The sequence below is a fragment of the Streptomyces sp. CLCI03 genome, from assembly GCF_053615355.1.
Window position 1 is genome coordinate 6,776,572 of record NZ_CM132132.1, and the last position, 15,333, is coordinate 6,791,904.

Consider the following 15,333-nt stretch of genomic DNA (forward strand, 5'->3'; position numbering starts at 1 on the left):
TCACTTCCTGCGATGATCGACGAATCGTAGATTTCTTGCCATGACGACGACGCAGAACACCACCTCCGCCCCCACGGCCACCCCCAACCCCGTGCTGCGGGTGCCCCCGGCCTCCCCGGCAGCGGCGGCCGCGTACTTCTCCGCGAGCCTGGCCTTCCACGCGGACGTGTCGGATGTCGCCGCCGCTTTCAAGGCCCACCGTGAGCAGGGCGCCGAGCTCGGCTTCCAGCTCGTCGACTCCCGTTCCACCCCGTCCTGGGACCAGGCCCACGTGCCCGGCGCCGTCCACCTGCCCACCGCCCTCGTGCCCGATCAGGCCGAGCGGCTCCTGGACAAGAACGTCCCCGTGGTGACGTACTGCTGGGGCCCCGGCTGCAACGGCGGCACCCGCTCCGCCCTCGCCCTGGCCGAACTGGGCTTCCAGGTCAAGGAGATGCTCGGCGGCATCGAGTACTGGATCCGCGAGGGCTTCGAGGTCGAGACCTGGCAGGGCGGCCGGCAGCGCGCCGAGGCCGACCCGCTGACCGCGCCGACCGATTCGGACGACTGCGGCTGCTGATGTGTGCGTCTTACGGCGCCGACGCGGACGGGCCGCCCACCCCCGGGGATGAGCGGCCCGTCCGTCGTCCGTCGTCCGTCGTCCGACGTCGGCCTCGGCCACCGGAGCGGCCGAGGCCGTGCCGTCAGAGCTTCGACAGCTCGTCCACCAGATCGTCCAGACCCAGTGAGCCCTGCGAGAGCGCCGCCATGTGCCAGGCCTTCAGGTCGAAGGAATCGCCCCGCGCGGCACGCGCGTTGTCCCGGCCCAGCAGCCAGGCGCGCTCGCCCAGCTTGTAGCCGATCGCCTGCCCCGGCATCGACAGGTAGCGGGTCAGCTCGCTCTCGACGAAGTCCGCAGGGCGGCCGCTGTGCAGGCCGAAGAACTCCTGCGCGAGATCCACCGTCCACCGCTCGCCCGGGTGGAACGGCGAGTCCGCCGGGATCTCCAGGCCCACGTGCATGCCGATGTCCACGATGACCCGCGCCGCGCGCATCATCTGGCAGTCCAGGTAGCCCAGGCGCTGCTCGGCGTCCTTGAGGTAGCCCAGCTCGTCCATGAGCCGCTCCGCGTACAGCGCCCAGCCCTCGGCGTTGGCGCTGACCATGCCGACGGTGGCCTGGTAGCGCGAGAGCTGGTCCGCCACGTGCGTCCACTGCGCGAGCTGCAGGTGGTGGCCCGGCACACCCTCGTGGTACCAGGTGGACACCAGGTCGTACACGGGGAAGCGGGTCAGGCCCATGGTGGGCAGCCAGGTGCGGCCCGGGCGGGAGAAGTCCTCCGAGGGGGACGTGTAGTACGGGGCCGCGGGGCCGCCCGGCGGGGCGATGCGGGACTCCACCTTGCGCACGCGCTCGGCGAGTTCGAAGTGGGTGCCGTCGAGGTTCTCGATGGCCTCGTCCATCAGGCCCTGCAGCCAGGCCTGGACCTCGTCCACGCCCTCGATGTGCGTGCCGTGCTCGTCCAGGTGCCCCAGCGCCTCCCAGGGGCCCGCCCCCGGAAGGATCTTGGCCGCCTCGGACTTCATCTCGGCGAGCAGCCGGTGGTACTCCGACCAGCCGTAGGCGTACGCCTCTTCCAGGTCGAGGTCGGTGCCGTTGAAGAAGCGGGCCCAGCGGGCGTACCGCTCGCGGCCCACGGTGTCCGGCTTGCCCTCGACGGCCGGGGCGTACACCGACTGCATCCAGTCGCGGAGTTCGACGACGGCGGCGGTCGCGCCCGCGGCCGCGGCGTCGAGCTCGGTGCGCAGGGGGTCGGGACCGGCGGAGACGAAGCCCTCGAAGAAGGGTGCCTCGGAGCCGTCCTGGCCGACCCAGGTCGTGAGCTGGCCGATCATGGTGGTGGTGGCGCGCGGGCCACCGTACAGGCCGCGCTCCAGGCCCAGTTCGAGGCTCTCGCGGTAGCCGGCGAAGGCGGCCGGTACGGCCCGCAGGCGTTCGGCGATCGCCGCCCAGTCCTCGTCGGTGTCGGAGGGGGTCAGGGAGAAGATCTCACGGACGGAGTGCGCGGGGCTGTGGATGTTGCTGACCGCGCACAGGTCCTCGTCGGCCTCCACCACGGCGAGCTCGGCGGTGAGGCGCTCGCGCAGCAGCCGGGCACATCGGCGTTCGGCGTCGCTGTCGGCGCCGGGCACCGACTCGGCGGCGTCGAGGTGCGTGAGGGTCTCGCGGATGAGCTCGGCCAGGGCCGCACGGCCCGCCGGGGAGAAGTCCGGGAGCTTGCTCGAACTCGCGGCGACACCGAGGTAGGTGCCCGTGATCGGGTCGAGGGCGATGAGGTCGTCGACGTATGCGTCGGCCACCTGGCGGGGCAGCCGAGGTGCACTGCCGTTGTGGAGGGTCTCTGACATGCGGACATCTTCGTATGCGAGACGGGTTCCCGTCATCACCGATTGCCGTCGGACTGCTGACGAGGGCCGGAGCGAGGTCGGCAGTCCGTGCGAAAAACATTCAACCACCGTGCCGGACAAGCGACTTCACGGCCGTGGCCGGAGCGTCGCCGAGGGCGGTACGCGCGCAGCTTGGCCGGATCCCGCCGGAACCGCCGCCCCGCCGGAGCCGGGACCCGGTCGGGGTCCCGGTGGTCCGGACGGATCGTTCAGCGGCGGCGGTGCGGAGCCGACTGCTCGCGGGGGAGCTCGTACGGGAGCGCGCGGGGCAGCTCGTACGGCGGCTCGTAGGGCAGGCGGGAGCTGACCGGGGTCGCGTCCAGCCGGGCCGTGATCACCAGGGTGCCCTCCTCGATCTGGTAGTCGAGAGGGAGGCCGAGGCCGCGCATGGCGGCGACCATGCCGGTGTTGGAGGCCTGGGTGACGGCGTACACGCTGTCGCACCCGGCCTCGACGGCCATCGCGAGGAGCCGGCGCAGCAGCTCGGAACCGATGCCGCGGCGCTGCCAGTCGTCCTCGATGAGCAGGGCGACCTCGGTCTCGTCGCCGTCCCACAGCAGGTGGCCGAGGGCGACGAGCTTGCCGGAGGCGGTGGTCGCGGCGAGGGTGCGGCCGAAGCGGGGGCTCAGCAGGTGGCCGAGGTAGCGGTCGGCGTCGTGGACGGGGCCGTGGTAGCGCAGCGACAGGGTGCGCTCGGAGCAGCGGTCGTGCATGGCGCGGGCCGCCGGCAGGTCGGAGCCGTCGGCGCGGCGCACGGTGATCTCGTTGCCCTCGGGCAGGGTCAGCACGTCCTGGTTGCGCGGAACGCGGGGGCCGAGCCGGGCGTCGAGCTCGACGAGGGCGCGGGCCCGGGCGAATTCGGTCGGGGTGAAGGGCAGGTACGGCCGCTCCACGGTGATCGCACCGCCGGAGGGGTCGCGCAGCCGCATCACCGTCGCTTCCAGGACCCCCTCGACCGGGGCGTCCGCGCCGGCGTTGGGGCGACCGGCGAGGGTGGTCGCCGGGATCGAGTGGATCGTGCAGCGGCCGAGCAGCTGACGCAGGGCGAGGGGAAGCTCGGCGGCGTCCAGGGCGGTGCGGGTGGCGAGGCCGAGGACCCGTGTGGGGGTGTCGACCAGGTCGTGGGCGTCGGCGCGCTCGATCCAGGTGCTGTGGCCGCCGGCCCGGGAGACGGCTCGGCCGAGGTCGGCGGAGGGCAGTTCCTGCGGGGCGCGCAACAGGAACTCGTCGACGGTGCCGCCCTCGGGAAGCGGGTGCGTCTGGAGGGTCAGGATGTCGACGCTGTTACGGGCGAGGGCGGTGCAGAGTGCGGCCAGGGAGCCCGGCTCGTCCCGTACGGTCGTGCGCATCCGCCAGAGGGTGGTGCTGTTGGCGGTCGCGGTCGCGGTCGCGGTCGCGGTCGCGCTCGCTGTCGCGGCCGCGCCGGGGCTCGTCGACGGGAGCGACTCGGGATCGGTGGGAGCTGTGCCCCGCGGCGGGGGCGCATGGCTGTGGCGCCGGGCCCACCAGGTGTGGAAGGCCGCCGTCACCAGGAGTGCGACGGCCGAGGCCACGAGCAGGACGGGGCCCCTCGGGCCGTGCACGACGAGATTGGCGATGGCGTCGGCGACTGCCACGGCGCAGAACATAGCGGCGAGTTCGACGACGTCACGGCGCCAGTGGTGACGGTGGTGACGGTGGACGGAGGCGGGGTTACGGTCAGTCATGCACACCACTGTGGCGCAGGGGTGTTGCGTGATCACGAACGATCTGTGACCGACTGGTTAAGTGTCCATCTGGCCGATTTCACCCAGTTTTCCGGGCCATTTCCGGATCGCGGGCCGGAGCGGCCGCCGCTTCCGGAGGTATCCGGTCGTTCCGACGTCACTGACCCACGCGGCCGGGCTGGAGCGTCCGCGTGAAGAGCACGCCCCCTCCCTGGCGGCGCAGCCGGACGGTGAGCTCCCCGCTGCCGCCGTCGATGTCGACCTCACCGTAGTACGGCGGGTTCTCGGACGGTGACATGTTGGCGAAGGGGGCCGACTGTACGTAGGCGGTCTCCGGGCCGAAGGTGGCGTCGAGCCGCCCGGCCGGGAAGCCGCCCGCGCCGATCGGGCCGGACACGAACTCCCAGAACGGCGCGAAGTCGGTGAAGGACGCCCGCTCCGGCGCGTAGTGGTTCGCGGCGGTGTAGTGCACGTCGGCCGTGACCCAGAGGGTGCCCGTGATGCGCTGGTGCTTGATGTGTCGCAGGAGCTCGGCGATCTGGAGCTCGCGGCCCAGCGGTGCGCCCGGGTCGCCCTGGGCGACGGCCTCGAAGTTCGCCGCCCCGTCGGGGACGACGATGCCCAGCGGCATGTCGGCGGCGATGACCTTCCAGGTGGCGCGGGAGCGGGACAGCTCGCGCTTGATCCAGGCCAGCTGCTCGGGGCCGAGGATGCCGATGGGGTCCTCGGGCTGGGTGTCGGGGGAGTTGGCGTTCCGGTAGGTGCGCATGTCGAGGACGAAGACGTCGAGCAGCGGGCCGTACCGCATCACCCGGTACATCCGGCCCTCGGCGCGGCCTCCGCGCAGGTCGGTGACGGGGAAGTACTCGCCGAAGGCCTGGCGGGCACGGGCGGCGAGGGTGTCGGCCTCCTTGACGGTGTAGCGGGGGTCGTCGATGAGCTGGCCGGGGTACCAGTTGTTGCGCACCTCGTGGTCGTCCCACTGGGCGAGGACCGGGACCTGGGCGTTGAAGCCGAGCAGATTGCGATCGAGCAGGTTGTAGCGGAAGTTCCCACGGAACTCGGCGAGCGTCTCGGCGACCTTCGCCTTCTCCTCGGTGGTGACGTTGCGCCAGAGGGTGCCGTCGCGCAGCGGCGCGGTGGCGTTGATCGGCCCGTCGGCGTAGATGGTGTCCCCGCTGAAGAGGAAGAAGTCGGGGTCGCGCAGTCGCATCTCCTCGAAGACGCGGTAGCCGCCGAGATCGGGGTTGATGCCCCAGCCCTGGCCCGCCAGGTCGCCGGACCACAGGAAGCGCACGTCGTGGCGGCGGGAGACGGGGGTGGTGCGGAAGGTGCCGTGGACCGGTGCGGAGCTGCGGCGGGGGTCGTCGGGGTCGGTCAGGACGACCCGGTAGTGGATCTGCCGGCCGGGCGGCAGGTCGCGGAGCACGGTGGTGCCGGTGAAGTCGCTCGACGGGCCGAGCAGCGGGCCGCGGTGGCGGCGTACGGCGTAGCGGAACGCCTCGCTCGGGGAGGTCTCGACGTACATCCGTGCCAGGCGGTCGGAACGGGTCCACACGGTGGCCGAGTGGGCGGTGATCTCGCCGGACTGGACGCCCCAGAGCGCAGCCGGCCGGCCGGAGCGCGCGAAGGCGGGGGCGGCGAGCGCGGGTGCGGCGATGAGCGCGGAGGACAGGGCGAGGGAACCGCCGATGAGGGACCGTCGGGTGTGCGGGATCGATGCCATCGGTACGTCTCCTGGGGCCGGCGAGGACGGGTCGGACCAGCGTGCCGTCGCACACCGGCCCGGCCGCGTTGCCCACGCGAACCCCGGATGAACAGCCGTCAGCCGCTCATTCGTTCATCTGTTCAGATGTTCGGTTGATCCGGGATCCGATCCGGCCGGATCGGATCGGGTCGGGTCGTTCAGGCGGCCACGAGCTGTGCGCTGCGGGCCGTGTCGAGCACCACCCGGGACACGAGCGCCGGATCGTCGTTCATCGGGACGTGGCCGCAGCCCGGAAGACGGACCAGTCGCGCGCCGGGAACCGTGTGCTTGGCCCGGACGCCCTGCCGGCGCAGCAGCAGTCGGTCACGGCTGCCCCAGGCGATGGTCACCGGCATGCCGGGCACGTCGTCGGTGAAGCGTACGGAGCCGCCCGCGGCCAGTGTGTCCTCGAACCCGGTGGCATCGCGCAGGGCCAGGGTCTCGGCGACGACGGCCTCGGCGGGGCGGCGGGACGGGCGGGCGTAGATCGTGCCGGTGAGCGCGGCACGCCCGGCGGCGGTGCGCGAGAGCCGCCGGACGGCGGGCAGGGGCAGCGCCCTGGCGCCCGCGCGCATCGCGAGGAGGGTGGCGAAGGCGTAGCGGCGCTCGGCCTCGGTCCAGAAGCCGGCGGGGGAGAGGGCGGTGACGGAGCGGACGAGGTTGCTCCGACCCATTTCGAGGGCGAGCAGACCGCCGAGCGAGTTGCCCGCGACGTGCGGGCGCTCGACGCCGAGGGCCGTGCAGAGCGCCCCGAGTGCCGGGGCCACCGTCCCCAGGGAATACGGAACCCCCTTGGGCAGGGGCTCCGAGGCGCCGAAGCCGGGCAGGTCGACGGCGATCACGTCGTGCTCGGCGGCCAGGATGTCGATCACCGGGTGCCAGGCCTGGAGGTGGTGGCCTATGCCGTGCAGCAGCAGAAGGGGTTCACCCGCGCCTTTGCGCTCGTAGGCGATGGTGGTGGGGCGGGGGCCGAGCGGCGAATCGATCGTGAAGGAGACCGTGGCGGTCATGCTGCTCCTCGTCGGTTGGACGCGTGCGAGACAGGATGTCAGTAGTGCCTACCGCCATGATTACCGTCCGGTAGCCCTTGACTACAAGCCTTCCGTGCCCACGAGAACATCCTATGAACGGCTTGATACGTATGCCCGTTCTGCCCGGCAAAGGTATGAGCATTGGTCTTGACCAAGGGGGTGTGCCGTCCTATCGTCGCAGGGATAGTGCAGGAACCTTTAATAAACAAAGGCGCGGAACTGCCGCTGGAACACACGGCGAGTGCAGCGATGGCAGGAGGAGTCAGGGTGGGGACCACGCAGCTCGAAACGGCACCGGAGCCGAAGTACTGGCACCTCAAGACCGTCCTCAGCGAGGCGCTCGACCAGGACTTCGCCGTCGGTGAGGTGCTGCCCAACGAGCGTGAGCTCGCCGCCCGTTTCGGTGTCGCCCGCGCGACCCTGCGTCAGGCACTGGAGCAGCTGGAGCTCGAAGGTCGCCTGCAGCGCCGCCGTGGCGTGGGCACCACCGTCGCCCCGCCGCGCGTCGGCGTCGCCGTCGGCAGCGCGCAGCACAGTTGGCCGGGCGAGAGCGTCGACGGCTGGGAGCCGGTGGACGCGGCCGAGACCCTGCCGACGGCCGCAGTGCTGAAACTCCTCGGAACCGGGGGCGCCTTCGCCGCTGACCAGCCGGTGCACACGGTGCGCCGGACCCGCGTCTCCCACGGCCAGGCCGTCGCCGCCGAACTGCTCTACGTCCCCGCCGCGTCGGTGCCCGGACTCCCCGCCATCGAGGCCCCGGCCGGCCCGGCCCGCGCCCGCGCCGTCCTGCGCGAACTGCAGCGGCTGGTGCTCGACGGACAGGACCGCTCGGTGGAACTCGGCTCCGCCCGCGCCGACGACGCCAAGGAGCTGGACCGCCTGCCCGGAGCCCCGGTGCTCGTGGTCACCACGCGCTACTTCACCACCGCGGGCACGGCTGCGGTCTCGGTGGCCACCTACCGCGCGGACACCTGCCGCCTCACCTTCGGCGACTCGGGCAACGTCGAGATCACCCACGAGTCGCGCGTCGCCTCCTGACGCGACCCTGTGCGAGGCTTCCCGGCCACCGCGGCCTCGGACCACTGACGGCGGCGATCGGCGGGCGTATGCGTACACGTGCCCGGATCCCTGTCGCGAACAACGAGGACGCGCGGAACCGGGGCTGACGGGGCATCGGTGGAGCGCAGCGCCTGCCACCCCCGCCACGCCAGGCTCCGCCACGCCCAGCGAGGCCACGCGAGGCCACGCCTCCCGGGCCCGCCGGCTCCTCGGCCGCCGCTGCCCGAGCCCGCGTGGCCGATAGGCGCCCTGACGCGGGGGCCCGGGCCGTGTTCAGCTGTCTCCCGGCCCGTGGCACCGGCACGCGTACCACCGTGGCACCCCGGCCTGCCGCTGCGCCTCCCGCACGCACCCGAAGAGCCAGGAGGGAAAGAACGTGCCTCGCATCGTCCGACCGGCGGCGGTCACCGCAGCCGCCGTCGCAATCCTCGCCACCGCTCTCACCGGAACCGCCGGCGCAGACCCCACCGGTACGCATGCCGTCCCGGACCGGAACGAGCCCCGGCCCGTGCACTGGACCGTTCCGGAACCCGGGGTGGCGGCCCCCGCACCGCAGCGATTACTGAACCAGCCCGTCCGGATCACCAACGACTTCGCCAAGCGCCCCACCACGCAGTGTCTGGACGTGGACGCGAACGGCGGCGGCAACGGCACGGTCGTCCAGATCTGGCAGTGCAACGGCTCCACCCAGCAGCGTTGGTACCTCTGGAACAACGGCGCGCTGGAGAGCTACCGCTTCCCCGGCAAATGCCTGGACGCCGACCTCAACGGCGGCGGCCGCAACGGCACCAAGGTGCAGATCTGGGACTGCAACAACACCCCGCAGCAGAGCTGGTCCCACCCGTCCGGCGACCGCGCGATCTACAACGCCCGCTTCTACGGCGGCGGCAACATCGTCATGGACCGCGACGCGAACGTCGTGGGCAACGGAGCCCGTGTCCAGCTGTGGCAGAAGAACTTCCAGTCGCAACAGTGGTGGGACGTCTGGACCGACTGACCGCGGTATCCGGACGCGGTATCCGGAGGCGGACCGCCCTCGGGGCGCGCGTCGACGACGGGCGACCCGAGGAGCCCGTGCCGGACCGGACCCAGGATCCACGGCGGGGTCAGCGGCGGGCCGTGACCGTCTTCTCCACCGCGAAGAGCTCCTCCTCGACATGGTCCAGCGCGAGCCGCAGGGCGCCGGTCGCCACCGCGGCCTCGCCGAGCATCGACTGGGCCACCCGCGGCGGGCGCAGGCAGTAGCGCTCCAGTTCCTGGCGGAGGGGCTCCAGGACCCCGTCCAGGCCGGCCGCCCAGCCGCCGACGACCACCAGCTCCGGATCCATCGCCAGGACCAGCGCCGCCACGTCGTGCACCAGCCGCTGCAGGAACCGCTCCACGGCGGCCACCGCCCGCTCGTCGCCCCGCTTGGCCATCGCGAAGACCTCGGCGACGGCAGGCTCGTCCAGCGGATGCAGCGGCTCACCGGTGGTCGACAGCAACCGCTCGGGCGTGACCTCGCGGCCCAGCAGGTGCAGGGCGCCGATCTCGCCGGCCGCTCCACCGAAACCCCGGTGCAGCCTGCCGCCGATCAGCGAACCGGCCCCGGGGCTGAGCCCGGCCATCACGAACACCATGTCGCCGGTGTCCCGCGCGGCACCCTTCCAGTGCTCGGCGACCGCGGCCGCATTCGCGTCGTTCTCCACCTGCACCGGGCAGCGGAAGGAGCGCCGCAGCCGTTCCCCGAGCGGCAGCCCGGTCCAGCCGGGCAGCGCCGTGCCGAGGCGGACCGTACCGTCCGCCTCCACGATGCCGGGGCTGCCGACGCCGACCGCCCGCAGCGAGTCCCGCGGCACCCCGGCGCGGCGCAGCAGATCGGCTACGGCCGCCCGTACCTTCTCCAGCCGCTCATCGGCGGACGCCGTCTCCGCGATGTCCTTGGTGCCGGCGCCGATGACCCGGCCGTCGAGCCCGGACAGCAGCACCGCGATCCGGTGCGAGCCGATCTCGATGCCCAGCAGGTGCCCCGCCTCGGTCCGGAACCGGAACCGCCTGGCCGGGCGGCCCTGCCGCCGCGCACCCTCCTCCGCGTCCGCCTCGACCACGAGCCCGGTGGCGATCAGCCCCTCCACGACACCTTCGACGGTCGGCCGGGAGAGCCCGGTCAACCGTGTGAGGTCGGTCAGGGTCGGCGATCCGGCCGTCCGCAGTGCGCGCAGCACCACGGCGGAATTGATCCGCCGGAGCAGAGAGGGGTCCCCGCCGGTCAGCTGCCCCAACGTGTGTCCTCCCAGGTAGCGAGCTTGTCAGCCGGATCGTACTGCCCGACCGGTGTGTCGGCGAGAAGCAGCCCCCCATCGGCCGGAAGCAGACCTTCCCTCATGCGGGGGAGACGAACCCCGACTCGTACGCCGTGATCACGGCCTGGGTCCGGTCCCGCGCCCCGAGCTTCGCCAGGATCGCGCTGACGTGCGACTTGACCGTCTCCGTCCCGATGATCAGCTCGGCGGCGATCTCCACGTTGGTGAGCCCCCGCGCCATCAGCCGCAGGACCGCCTCCTCCCGCTCGGTCAGGGCGGCCCGCTCCAGCACCGCCCGGGCCTGTCGGTTCCCGTACTCGGCGGCCAAGGCCCGCACCGCCGCGGGGAAGAGCAGCGTCTCGCCCTCCGCCACCAGCCGTACCGCGTGCACGATCTCCGAAGGCCGGGCCCGCTTCAGCAGGAAGCCGTCCGCGCCGGCCCGCAGCGCCTGGTAGACGTACTCGTCGTTCTCGAAGGTGGTCACCACGAGAATCTTCGGCGGGGAGTCCACCGTCCGCAGCACCGCGCGGGTCGCCTCGATCCCGTCGAGGAGCGGCATCCGCACATCCATCGCCACCACGTTCGGCCGCAACTGCCGGACCAAGGGGATCACGGAGGCCCCGTCGGCCGCCTCGCCCACCACTTCGATGTCGGGCTGGGCGTCCAGGACGGCGCGCAGACCCGCACGCACCAGGGGTTCGTCGTCGACGAGCAGTACGGTAACCGGCATCCGGTCAGCGTATTCGCTCCAGAGGCAGCCGGGCGCGCACTCTCCAACCCCCCTCGTGCAGACCGGTCTCGGCCTCGCCGCCGAGCAGCGCGGCCCGCTCTCGGATCCCGCGCAGCCCGCTCCCGCCGCCCGCCGTGACCCCGGGGCTTTCCGGCAGGGGGTTGGTCACCTCCAGGTCCAGCCGGCCCGCGGTCATCTCCACCCGCACCCGCACCGGCACGGGACCGCAATGGCGCAGGACGTTGGTCAGAGCCTCCTGCAGGATCCGGTAACCCTCCCGGGTGACCGGACCCGGCAACTTCTCCAGCGACCCTGTCAGTTGCGCGTCCACGGCGGAGCCGGAAGCCCGGGCCGACTCCAGCAGCCGGTCGGCCTCCGCCAGCGTCGGCCCCTGGGACGGTCGCTGTCCCGACTCCCGCAGCACCCCCAGCACCCGCTCCAGATCCTCCAGCGCGGCCCGGCCCGTCTCCTCGATCGCGCACAGCGCCCGATCGGTGAAGGCGGGATCACCCGCGGCGCGGGCCGCGCCCGCCTGCACGACGGCCACGGTGAGGGCGTGCCCGATGGAGTCGTGCAGTTCCCGCGCGATGCGGGTGCGCTCCAACAACTGCTCCGTGCGCGCCTCCAAAGCGGTCAGCCGCTCGGCGGCGGACGGGCTGAGCAGACGGGTGGCGACCGCGGTGATCAACTCGCCGAGCAGGGCCACGATGGCGATGAGGACGACCAACGGCACGGGCACCAGCAGTGCGGCGACCCAGCGCCCGGGCACGAACGGCAGGAAGAGGTCCGAACCCAGAGGATGACCGACGGCTGTCGCGACGAGCTCCACCGCCATCGCCGACAGCCAGACCGTGGCGCCGAACGCACCGACCGCGATCACCATCCGCGTCTCCAGCCACAGCACGGTGCGCCAGCGGTCCGCCCAGTGGGCCGACGGAGCCAGGCTTATGGCGCTGTCGGAGGAGTCGCGGTCGTACGGCGTGAGCAGGAACCGCGCCTGAAGGCCTTCCGCCAGTCGCACCCAGGGCAGCAACCCGAACGGCAGGACGAGCAGCAGCGGCACCCAGGGCCACCGGGGCATGATGAACATCCATACGGCCAGGAGGAGCAGCGGCACGCAGAGGTGCAACCAGCGTGAATAGGTCACCGGTTGGAACGGGGCGCGCAGCAGTCGGTTCATGACTCCATGGTGGCAGCGCCCTGTTCGCGGCCGTCTCCCCCACGTGGGGGAGACGCCACCCTCGCATGGGGGAGGGAAGGGGATGGGGCCGGCGGCGAGTCTTGAGCCATGAACAGCATCGAGATCCGAGAACTCACCAAGCGATACGGCACCCACCGTGCGGTGGACGGCCTCACCTTCGACGTCCTGCCCGGGCGGGTCACCGGATTCCTGGGCCCCAACGGCGCGGGGAAGTCCACCACGATGCGCCTGCTCCTGGGTCTGGACCGGCCCACATCCGGCACGGCCACCCTCGGCGGCCGGCACTACCTCGACCTGCCGGACCCGTTGCATCGGGTCGGCGCTCTCCTCGACGCACAGGCGGCTCACGGCGGGCGGACCGCCCGTGACCACCTCCGCCTGCTCTCCGCGGCCGGCCGCATCCCCGCGAACAGGGTGGACGAGGTCCTGGAGCAGGCCGGCATAACCTCCGTCGCCGAGCGGCGGATCAAGTCCTTCTCGCTCGGCATGCGCCAGCGCCTCGGCATCGCCGCCGCGCTGCTGGGCGACCCCGGTGTGCTCCTGCTGGACGAGCCCACCAACGGCCTCGACCCCGAGGGCATCATCTGGATCCGCGAGCTGATGCGCTCCCTCGCCGCCGAAGGACGCACCGTCCTGGTCTCCAGCCACCTGATGTCGGAGACCTCCGCGCTGGCCGATCACCTGGTCGTGCTCGGCAACGGCCGGCTGCTGGCCGACACCTCGATGAAGGAGTTCATCGACGCCCGGAGCACCCCCAGGGTGCGCCTGCGCACCTCCGACCCGGTGCGGCTACGGGCCGCACTGGCCCGGGACGGCTTCGAGCTGGCCTCCTCGACCGAAGGGCGATGGACCGTCGAGGGCATACAGGCCGAGCGGCTGGGCACCCTCGCCGCCCGCGAAGGGGTTCCCCTCCTGGAACTGTCCGATGAGCGCGCCTCGCTCGAGCAGGCCTATCTCGACCTCACCGCCGATCACGCGCAGTTCACCGCGACCCACTGACCGACCACCCGCTCCCGCACTTCCAGGAGGCTTCGCCATGAGCGCCGCTCTGCCCACGACCGCCGTACTGCACTCGGAATGGATCAAGATCCGGTCCCTGCGGGGCACCTTCTGGTCCCTGATATCCGTCCTCGTCGCCACGGTGGGCATACAGGCCCTGACGGCCGCGGCACTGGGCGGGACCGACGAGGGCGGCATGGGGGAGGACCCGCTCCTCGCGGCCTTCTACGGGCTCAACTTCGGCCAGATAGCCGCCATCGCCTTCGGCGCGACCGCCTTCTCCGCCGAGTTCCACAACGGAGCCCTGCGCACCAGCCTCACCGCGGTGCCCGACCGCACCCGGTTCTACCTGTCGAAGATCGCGATGCTCGGGGCGCTCGCCCTCGTCGTCGGCCAGTTCGCCGGACTGCTGACCTTCACGGCCGGCCAGGCGTTCATGGGAGAGCGCGCCCTCGCCCTGGGGGACCCGGGCACCGTGCGGGCCGTCGTCGGCTGCGGCCTCTACCTGACGCTCATGACGCTGTTCGCGGCCGGACTCACCGCGGTGCTGCGCAGCGGCGTGGCCGTCCTGAGCATGCTCATACCCTTCGTGGTCATGGTGTCCTTCGTCGTCGGTTCGGCGGCGAGCGGGATCGGGCAGTTCATGCCGGACCGGGCCGGACAGGCCATGATGCGCAGTCAGTCGTACGGTGACCTCGGCCCGTGGGCCGGTCTGGGCGTGCTGGCGCTGTGGGCGGCGATCGCCGTGCTGGGAGGCTGGCTGGCGGTGCGCCGCCGGGACGCGTGACGTCGGGCCAGTTGTCAGTGGGCCTCGGGATACTGACGGTATGACCACGGCAGAGCACCTCGACACGATCGACCGGCTCCGGGCGAAGGAGTTCCCGCCCGAGCCGGTCCGGACCGGAGGAAACAGCAGCGGCCCGGGATTCCACCTGGTCCAGCTCGCCAGGACACAGGACTTCTGGGACGACGACGGCACGGGCCGGATCGAGGCGGCCGATCAGATCGGTGCCGAGTACGGGGCGCTCGCCCAGGCGGTGACCGACCGGTGGGGGGAGCCGCAGGTCGTGGGTCTGGAGACGCTGAGGGAGCGCGGTTTCGGCGGGGAGGAGATACCGCAGCCGTGGGGGGAGATCGGCGACTGCACCGACCACGTGCACCTGTGGCGGGTCGGAGAGCACTGGCTGGTGGCCTACGTGGCGCAGTGGTCCGAGGAGGACCCCTACCAGCTCATGGCAGGGGTCACCGTCATCGATCCGCTCTAGGGCCTGTCCGACGGATCGTGTGACCGGTCCCGGGTTCAAGTCCTCGGCACGTTCATGGAGCGGGGAGACCAGCACGCAAGAAGCCACCCCGGGTTCCGGGATGACGGATGCCCAGGCAGCACCGCCCCGATGAGGGGCTCGGACGCTCTCGGGCGGGCTGACCTGCACGATTCATCTGCTTGGTCAGGGAGTTGCCGGCCTCTCGCCTTCCTCGTCACGCCGGGTCGGTGGGGCGACCCACCGCAGCTCGTTCCCGTGATGGAGCGTGTCCGTGTCGCCCGCCCGGACGGTGGGCGCCCGCGGACCCGGCCCGATCATCTCGGCGGCGACCAGGCGTATTCATCCCGGCGGAACCGCCGCTACCTGCGCCGACGCCAGATCGAGCACACCATCCCCGAACCGAAGAACCAGCGGACGAGATACGAAAAGAGGGCCCACATCTTTCACGGCACCGTCACCGCCGTAGCCATTCGGCTCCGGCTCCGGTCCCAGTCGGAGTGAAGGAGCCGGCACCCGTCACGAGAAAATCGCGTGCACCTGATCGACCGCTTCGGGTCCGTAGCCCACCGCGCCCACGGGGACTGCGCCGTTGATCGCCTCGATCACACGCCCGGCCCATACCGGCCCGAATCCCCCGCAGAGTTCAATCAGCTGCACGCCCTCGCCCACCAGGCGGCGCGCGGCCTCGATGACCTCCTCGGGCGTCTCCACCCCGACGAACACACTGCGGCACGTACCCGTGTCCACGACGCTGACATCGCCACCTGCAGCGCTGCCGTCCGCCGTGTAGATGAACCCCCAGTGTGTGAGCGCCATACGTATCGACCTCCTGTGATCGTCAGAGCCACCAGCCAAGCAGAGCCAGGGCGGGAACGGTCTGGAACGCG

14 protein-coding genes and 1 pseudogene are annotated in these 15,333 nt (G+C 71.9%); 7 read left to right on the forward strand and 8 right to left on the reverse strand.

Going from position 1 to position 15,333, the window contains the following annotated elements:
- Positions 1–40: 40 nt before the first annotated feature.
- Positions 41–559 (forward strand): rhodanese-like domain-containing protein, encoded by a 519-nt coding sequence (locus ACWG52_RS31315; protein WP_389808423.1) that lies wholly within the window; start codon positions 41–43, stop codon positions 557–559.
- 124 nt (positions 560–683) lie between these two features.
- Here the strand turns inward: ACWG52_RS31315 and ACWG52_RS31320 are convergent, their stop codons facing one another.
- The 4 genes from ACWG52_RS31320 to ACWG52_RS31335 all read right to left on the reverse strand — a co-directional run bounded on the left by ACWG52_RS31320 (position 684) and on the right by ACWG52_RS31335 (position 6,889).
- Positions 684–2,387, reverse strand: a complete 1,704-nt coding sequence (locus tag ACWG52_RS31320) for a DUF885 domain-containing protein (protein ID WP_390135581.1) — start codon at positions 2,385–2,387, stop codon at positions 684–686.
- Between the two features lie 248 nt (positions 2,388–2,635).
- Positions 2,636–4,132, reverse strand: a complete 1,497-nt coding sequence (locus tag ACWG52_RS31325; protein WP_453126557.1) for a GNAT family N-acetyltransferase — start codon at positions 4,130–4,132, stop codon at positions 2,636–2,638.
- A gap of 157 nt (positions 4,133–4,289) precedes the next feature.
- Positions 4,290–5,858 carry an alkaline phosphatase D family protein gene (locus ACWG52_RS31330; protein WP_390135586.1) on the reverse strand — a complete coding sequence of 523 codons (1,569 nt, stop codon included), beginning with the start codon at positions 5,856–5,858 and terminating at the stop codon, positions 4,290–4,292.
- 179 nt (positions 5,859–6,037) lie between these two features.
- Positions 6,038–6,889 (reverse strand): alpha/beta fold hydrolase, encoded by an 852-nt coding sequence (locus tag ACWG52_RS31335; RefSeq protein WP_389808435.1) that lies wholly within the window; start codon positions 6,887–6,889, stop codon positions 6,038–6,040.
- Between the two features lie 288 nt (positions 6,890–7,177).
- On the opposite strand from ACWG52_RS31335, the gene ACWG52_RS31340 reads away from it, so the two are divergent.
- Together ACWG52_RS31340 and ACWG52_RS31345 are read left to right on the forward strand one after the other, a co-directional pair.
- Positions 7,178–7,948, forward strand: a complete 771-nt coding sequence (locus tag ACWG52_RS31340; RefSeq protein ID WP_161292874.1) for a GntR family transcriptional regulator — start codon at positions 7,178–7,180, stop codon at positions 7,946–7,948.
- Positions 7,949–8,345: 397 nt separating this feature from the next.
- Entirely contained in the window at positions 8,346–8,966 is a 621-nt protein-coding gene (locus ACWG52_RS31345; RefSeq protein WP_390135588.1) for an RICIN domain-containing protein, read from the forward strand.
- A 109-nt stretch (positions 8,967–9,075) separates the two neighbouring features.
- On the opposite strand, the gene ACWG52_RS31350 is transcribed toward ACWG52_RS31345, so the two are convergent.
- The 3 genes from ACWG52_RS31350 to ACWG52_RS31360 all read right to left on the reverse strand — a co-directional run bounded on the left by ACWG52_RS31350 (position 9,076) and on the right by ACWG52_RS31360 (position 12,161).
- Entirely contained in the window at positions 9,076–10,230 is a 1,155-nt protein-coding gene (locus ACWG52_RS31350) for an ROK family transcriptional regulator (protein ID WP_453126560.1), read from the reverse strand.
- A 100-nt stretch (positions 10,231–10,330) separates the two neighbouring features.
- Positions 10,331–10,981 carry a response regulator gene (locus ACWG52_RS31355; protein WP_390135591.1) on the reverse strand — a complete coding sequence of 217 codons (651 nt, stop codon included), beginning with the start codon at positions 10,979–10,981 and terminating at the stop codon, positions 10,331–10,333.
- A 4-nt stretch (positions 10,982–10,985) separates the two neighbouring features.
- Positions 10,986–12,161: a sensor histidine kinase gene (locus ACWG52_RS31360; protein WP_390135593.1), complete on the reverse strand. Its 1,176-nt coding sequence runs from the start codon at positions 12,159–12,161 to the stop codon at positions 10,986–10,988.
- 108 nt (positions 12,162–12,269) lie between these two features.
- Here ACWG52_RS31360 and ACWG52_RS31365 point away from each other — a divergent pair, with 108 nt between their 5' ends.
- The 4 genes and pseudogenes from ACWG52_RS31365 to ACWG52_RS31380 all read left to right on the forward strand — a co-directional run.
- Complete coding sequence (locus ACWG52_RS31365; RefSeq protein ID WP_389808445.1) at positions 12,270–13,181, forward strand: ABC transporter ATP-binding protein; 912 nt, start codon at positions 12,270–12,272, stop codon at positions 13,179–13,181.
- Positions 13,182–13,218: 37 nt separating this feature from the next.
- Complete coding sequence (locus ACWG52_RS31370) at positions 13,219–13,968, forward strand: ABC transporter permease (protein WP_389808447.1); 750 nt, start codon at positions 13,219–13,221, stop codon at positions 13,966–13,968.
- A 40-nt stretch (positions 13,969–14,008) separates the two neighbouring features.
- On the forward strand, positions 14,009–14,446 hold the full coding sequence (locus ACWG52_RS31375; RefSeq protein ID WP_389808450.1) for a hypothetical protein: 438 nt from the start codon (positions 14,009–14,011) through the stop codon (positions 14,444–14,446).
- Between the two features lie 47 nt (positions 14,447–14,493).
- A pseudogene (locus tag ACWG52_RS31380) lies at positions 14,494–14,947 on the forward strand (transposase); the annotation flags it as partial.
- 15 nt (positions 14,948–14,962) lie between these two features.
- Here ACWG52_RS31380 and ACWG52_RS31385 read toward each other — a convergent pair.
- Positions 14,963–15,262, reverse strand: a complete 300-nt coding sequence (locus tag ACWG52_RS31385; RefSeq protein ID WP_389808452.1) for a DUF6506 family protein — start codon at positions 15,260–15,262, stop codon at positions 14,963–14,965.
- Positions 15,263–15,333 lie beyond the last annotated feature (71 nt).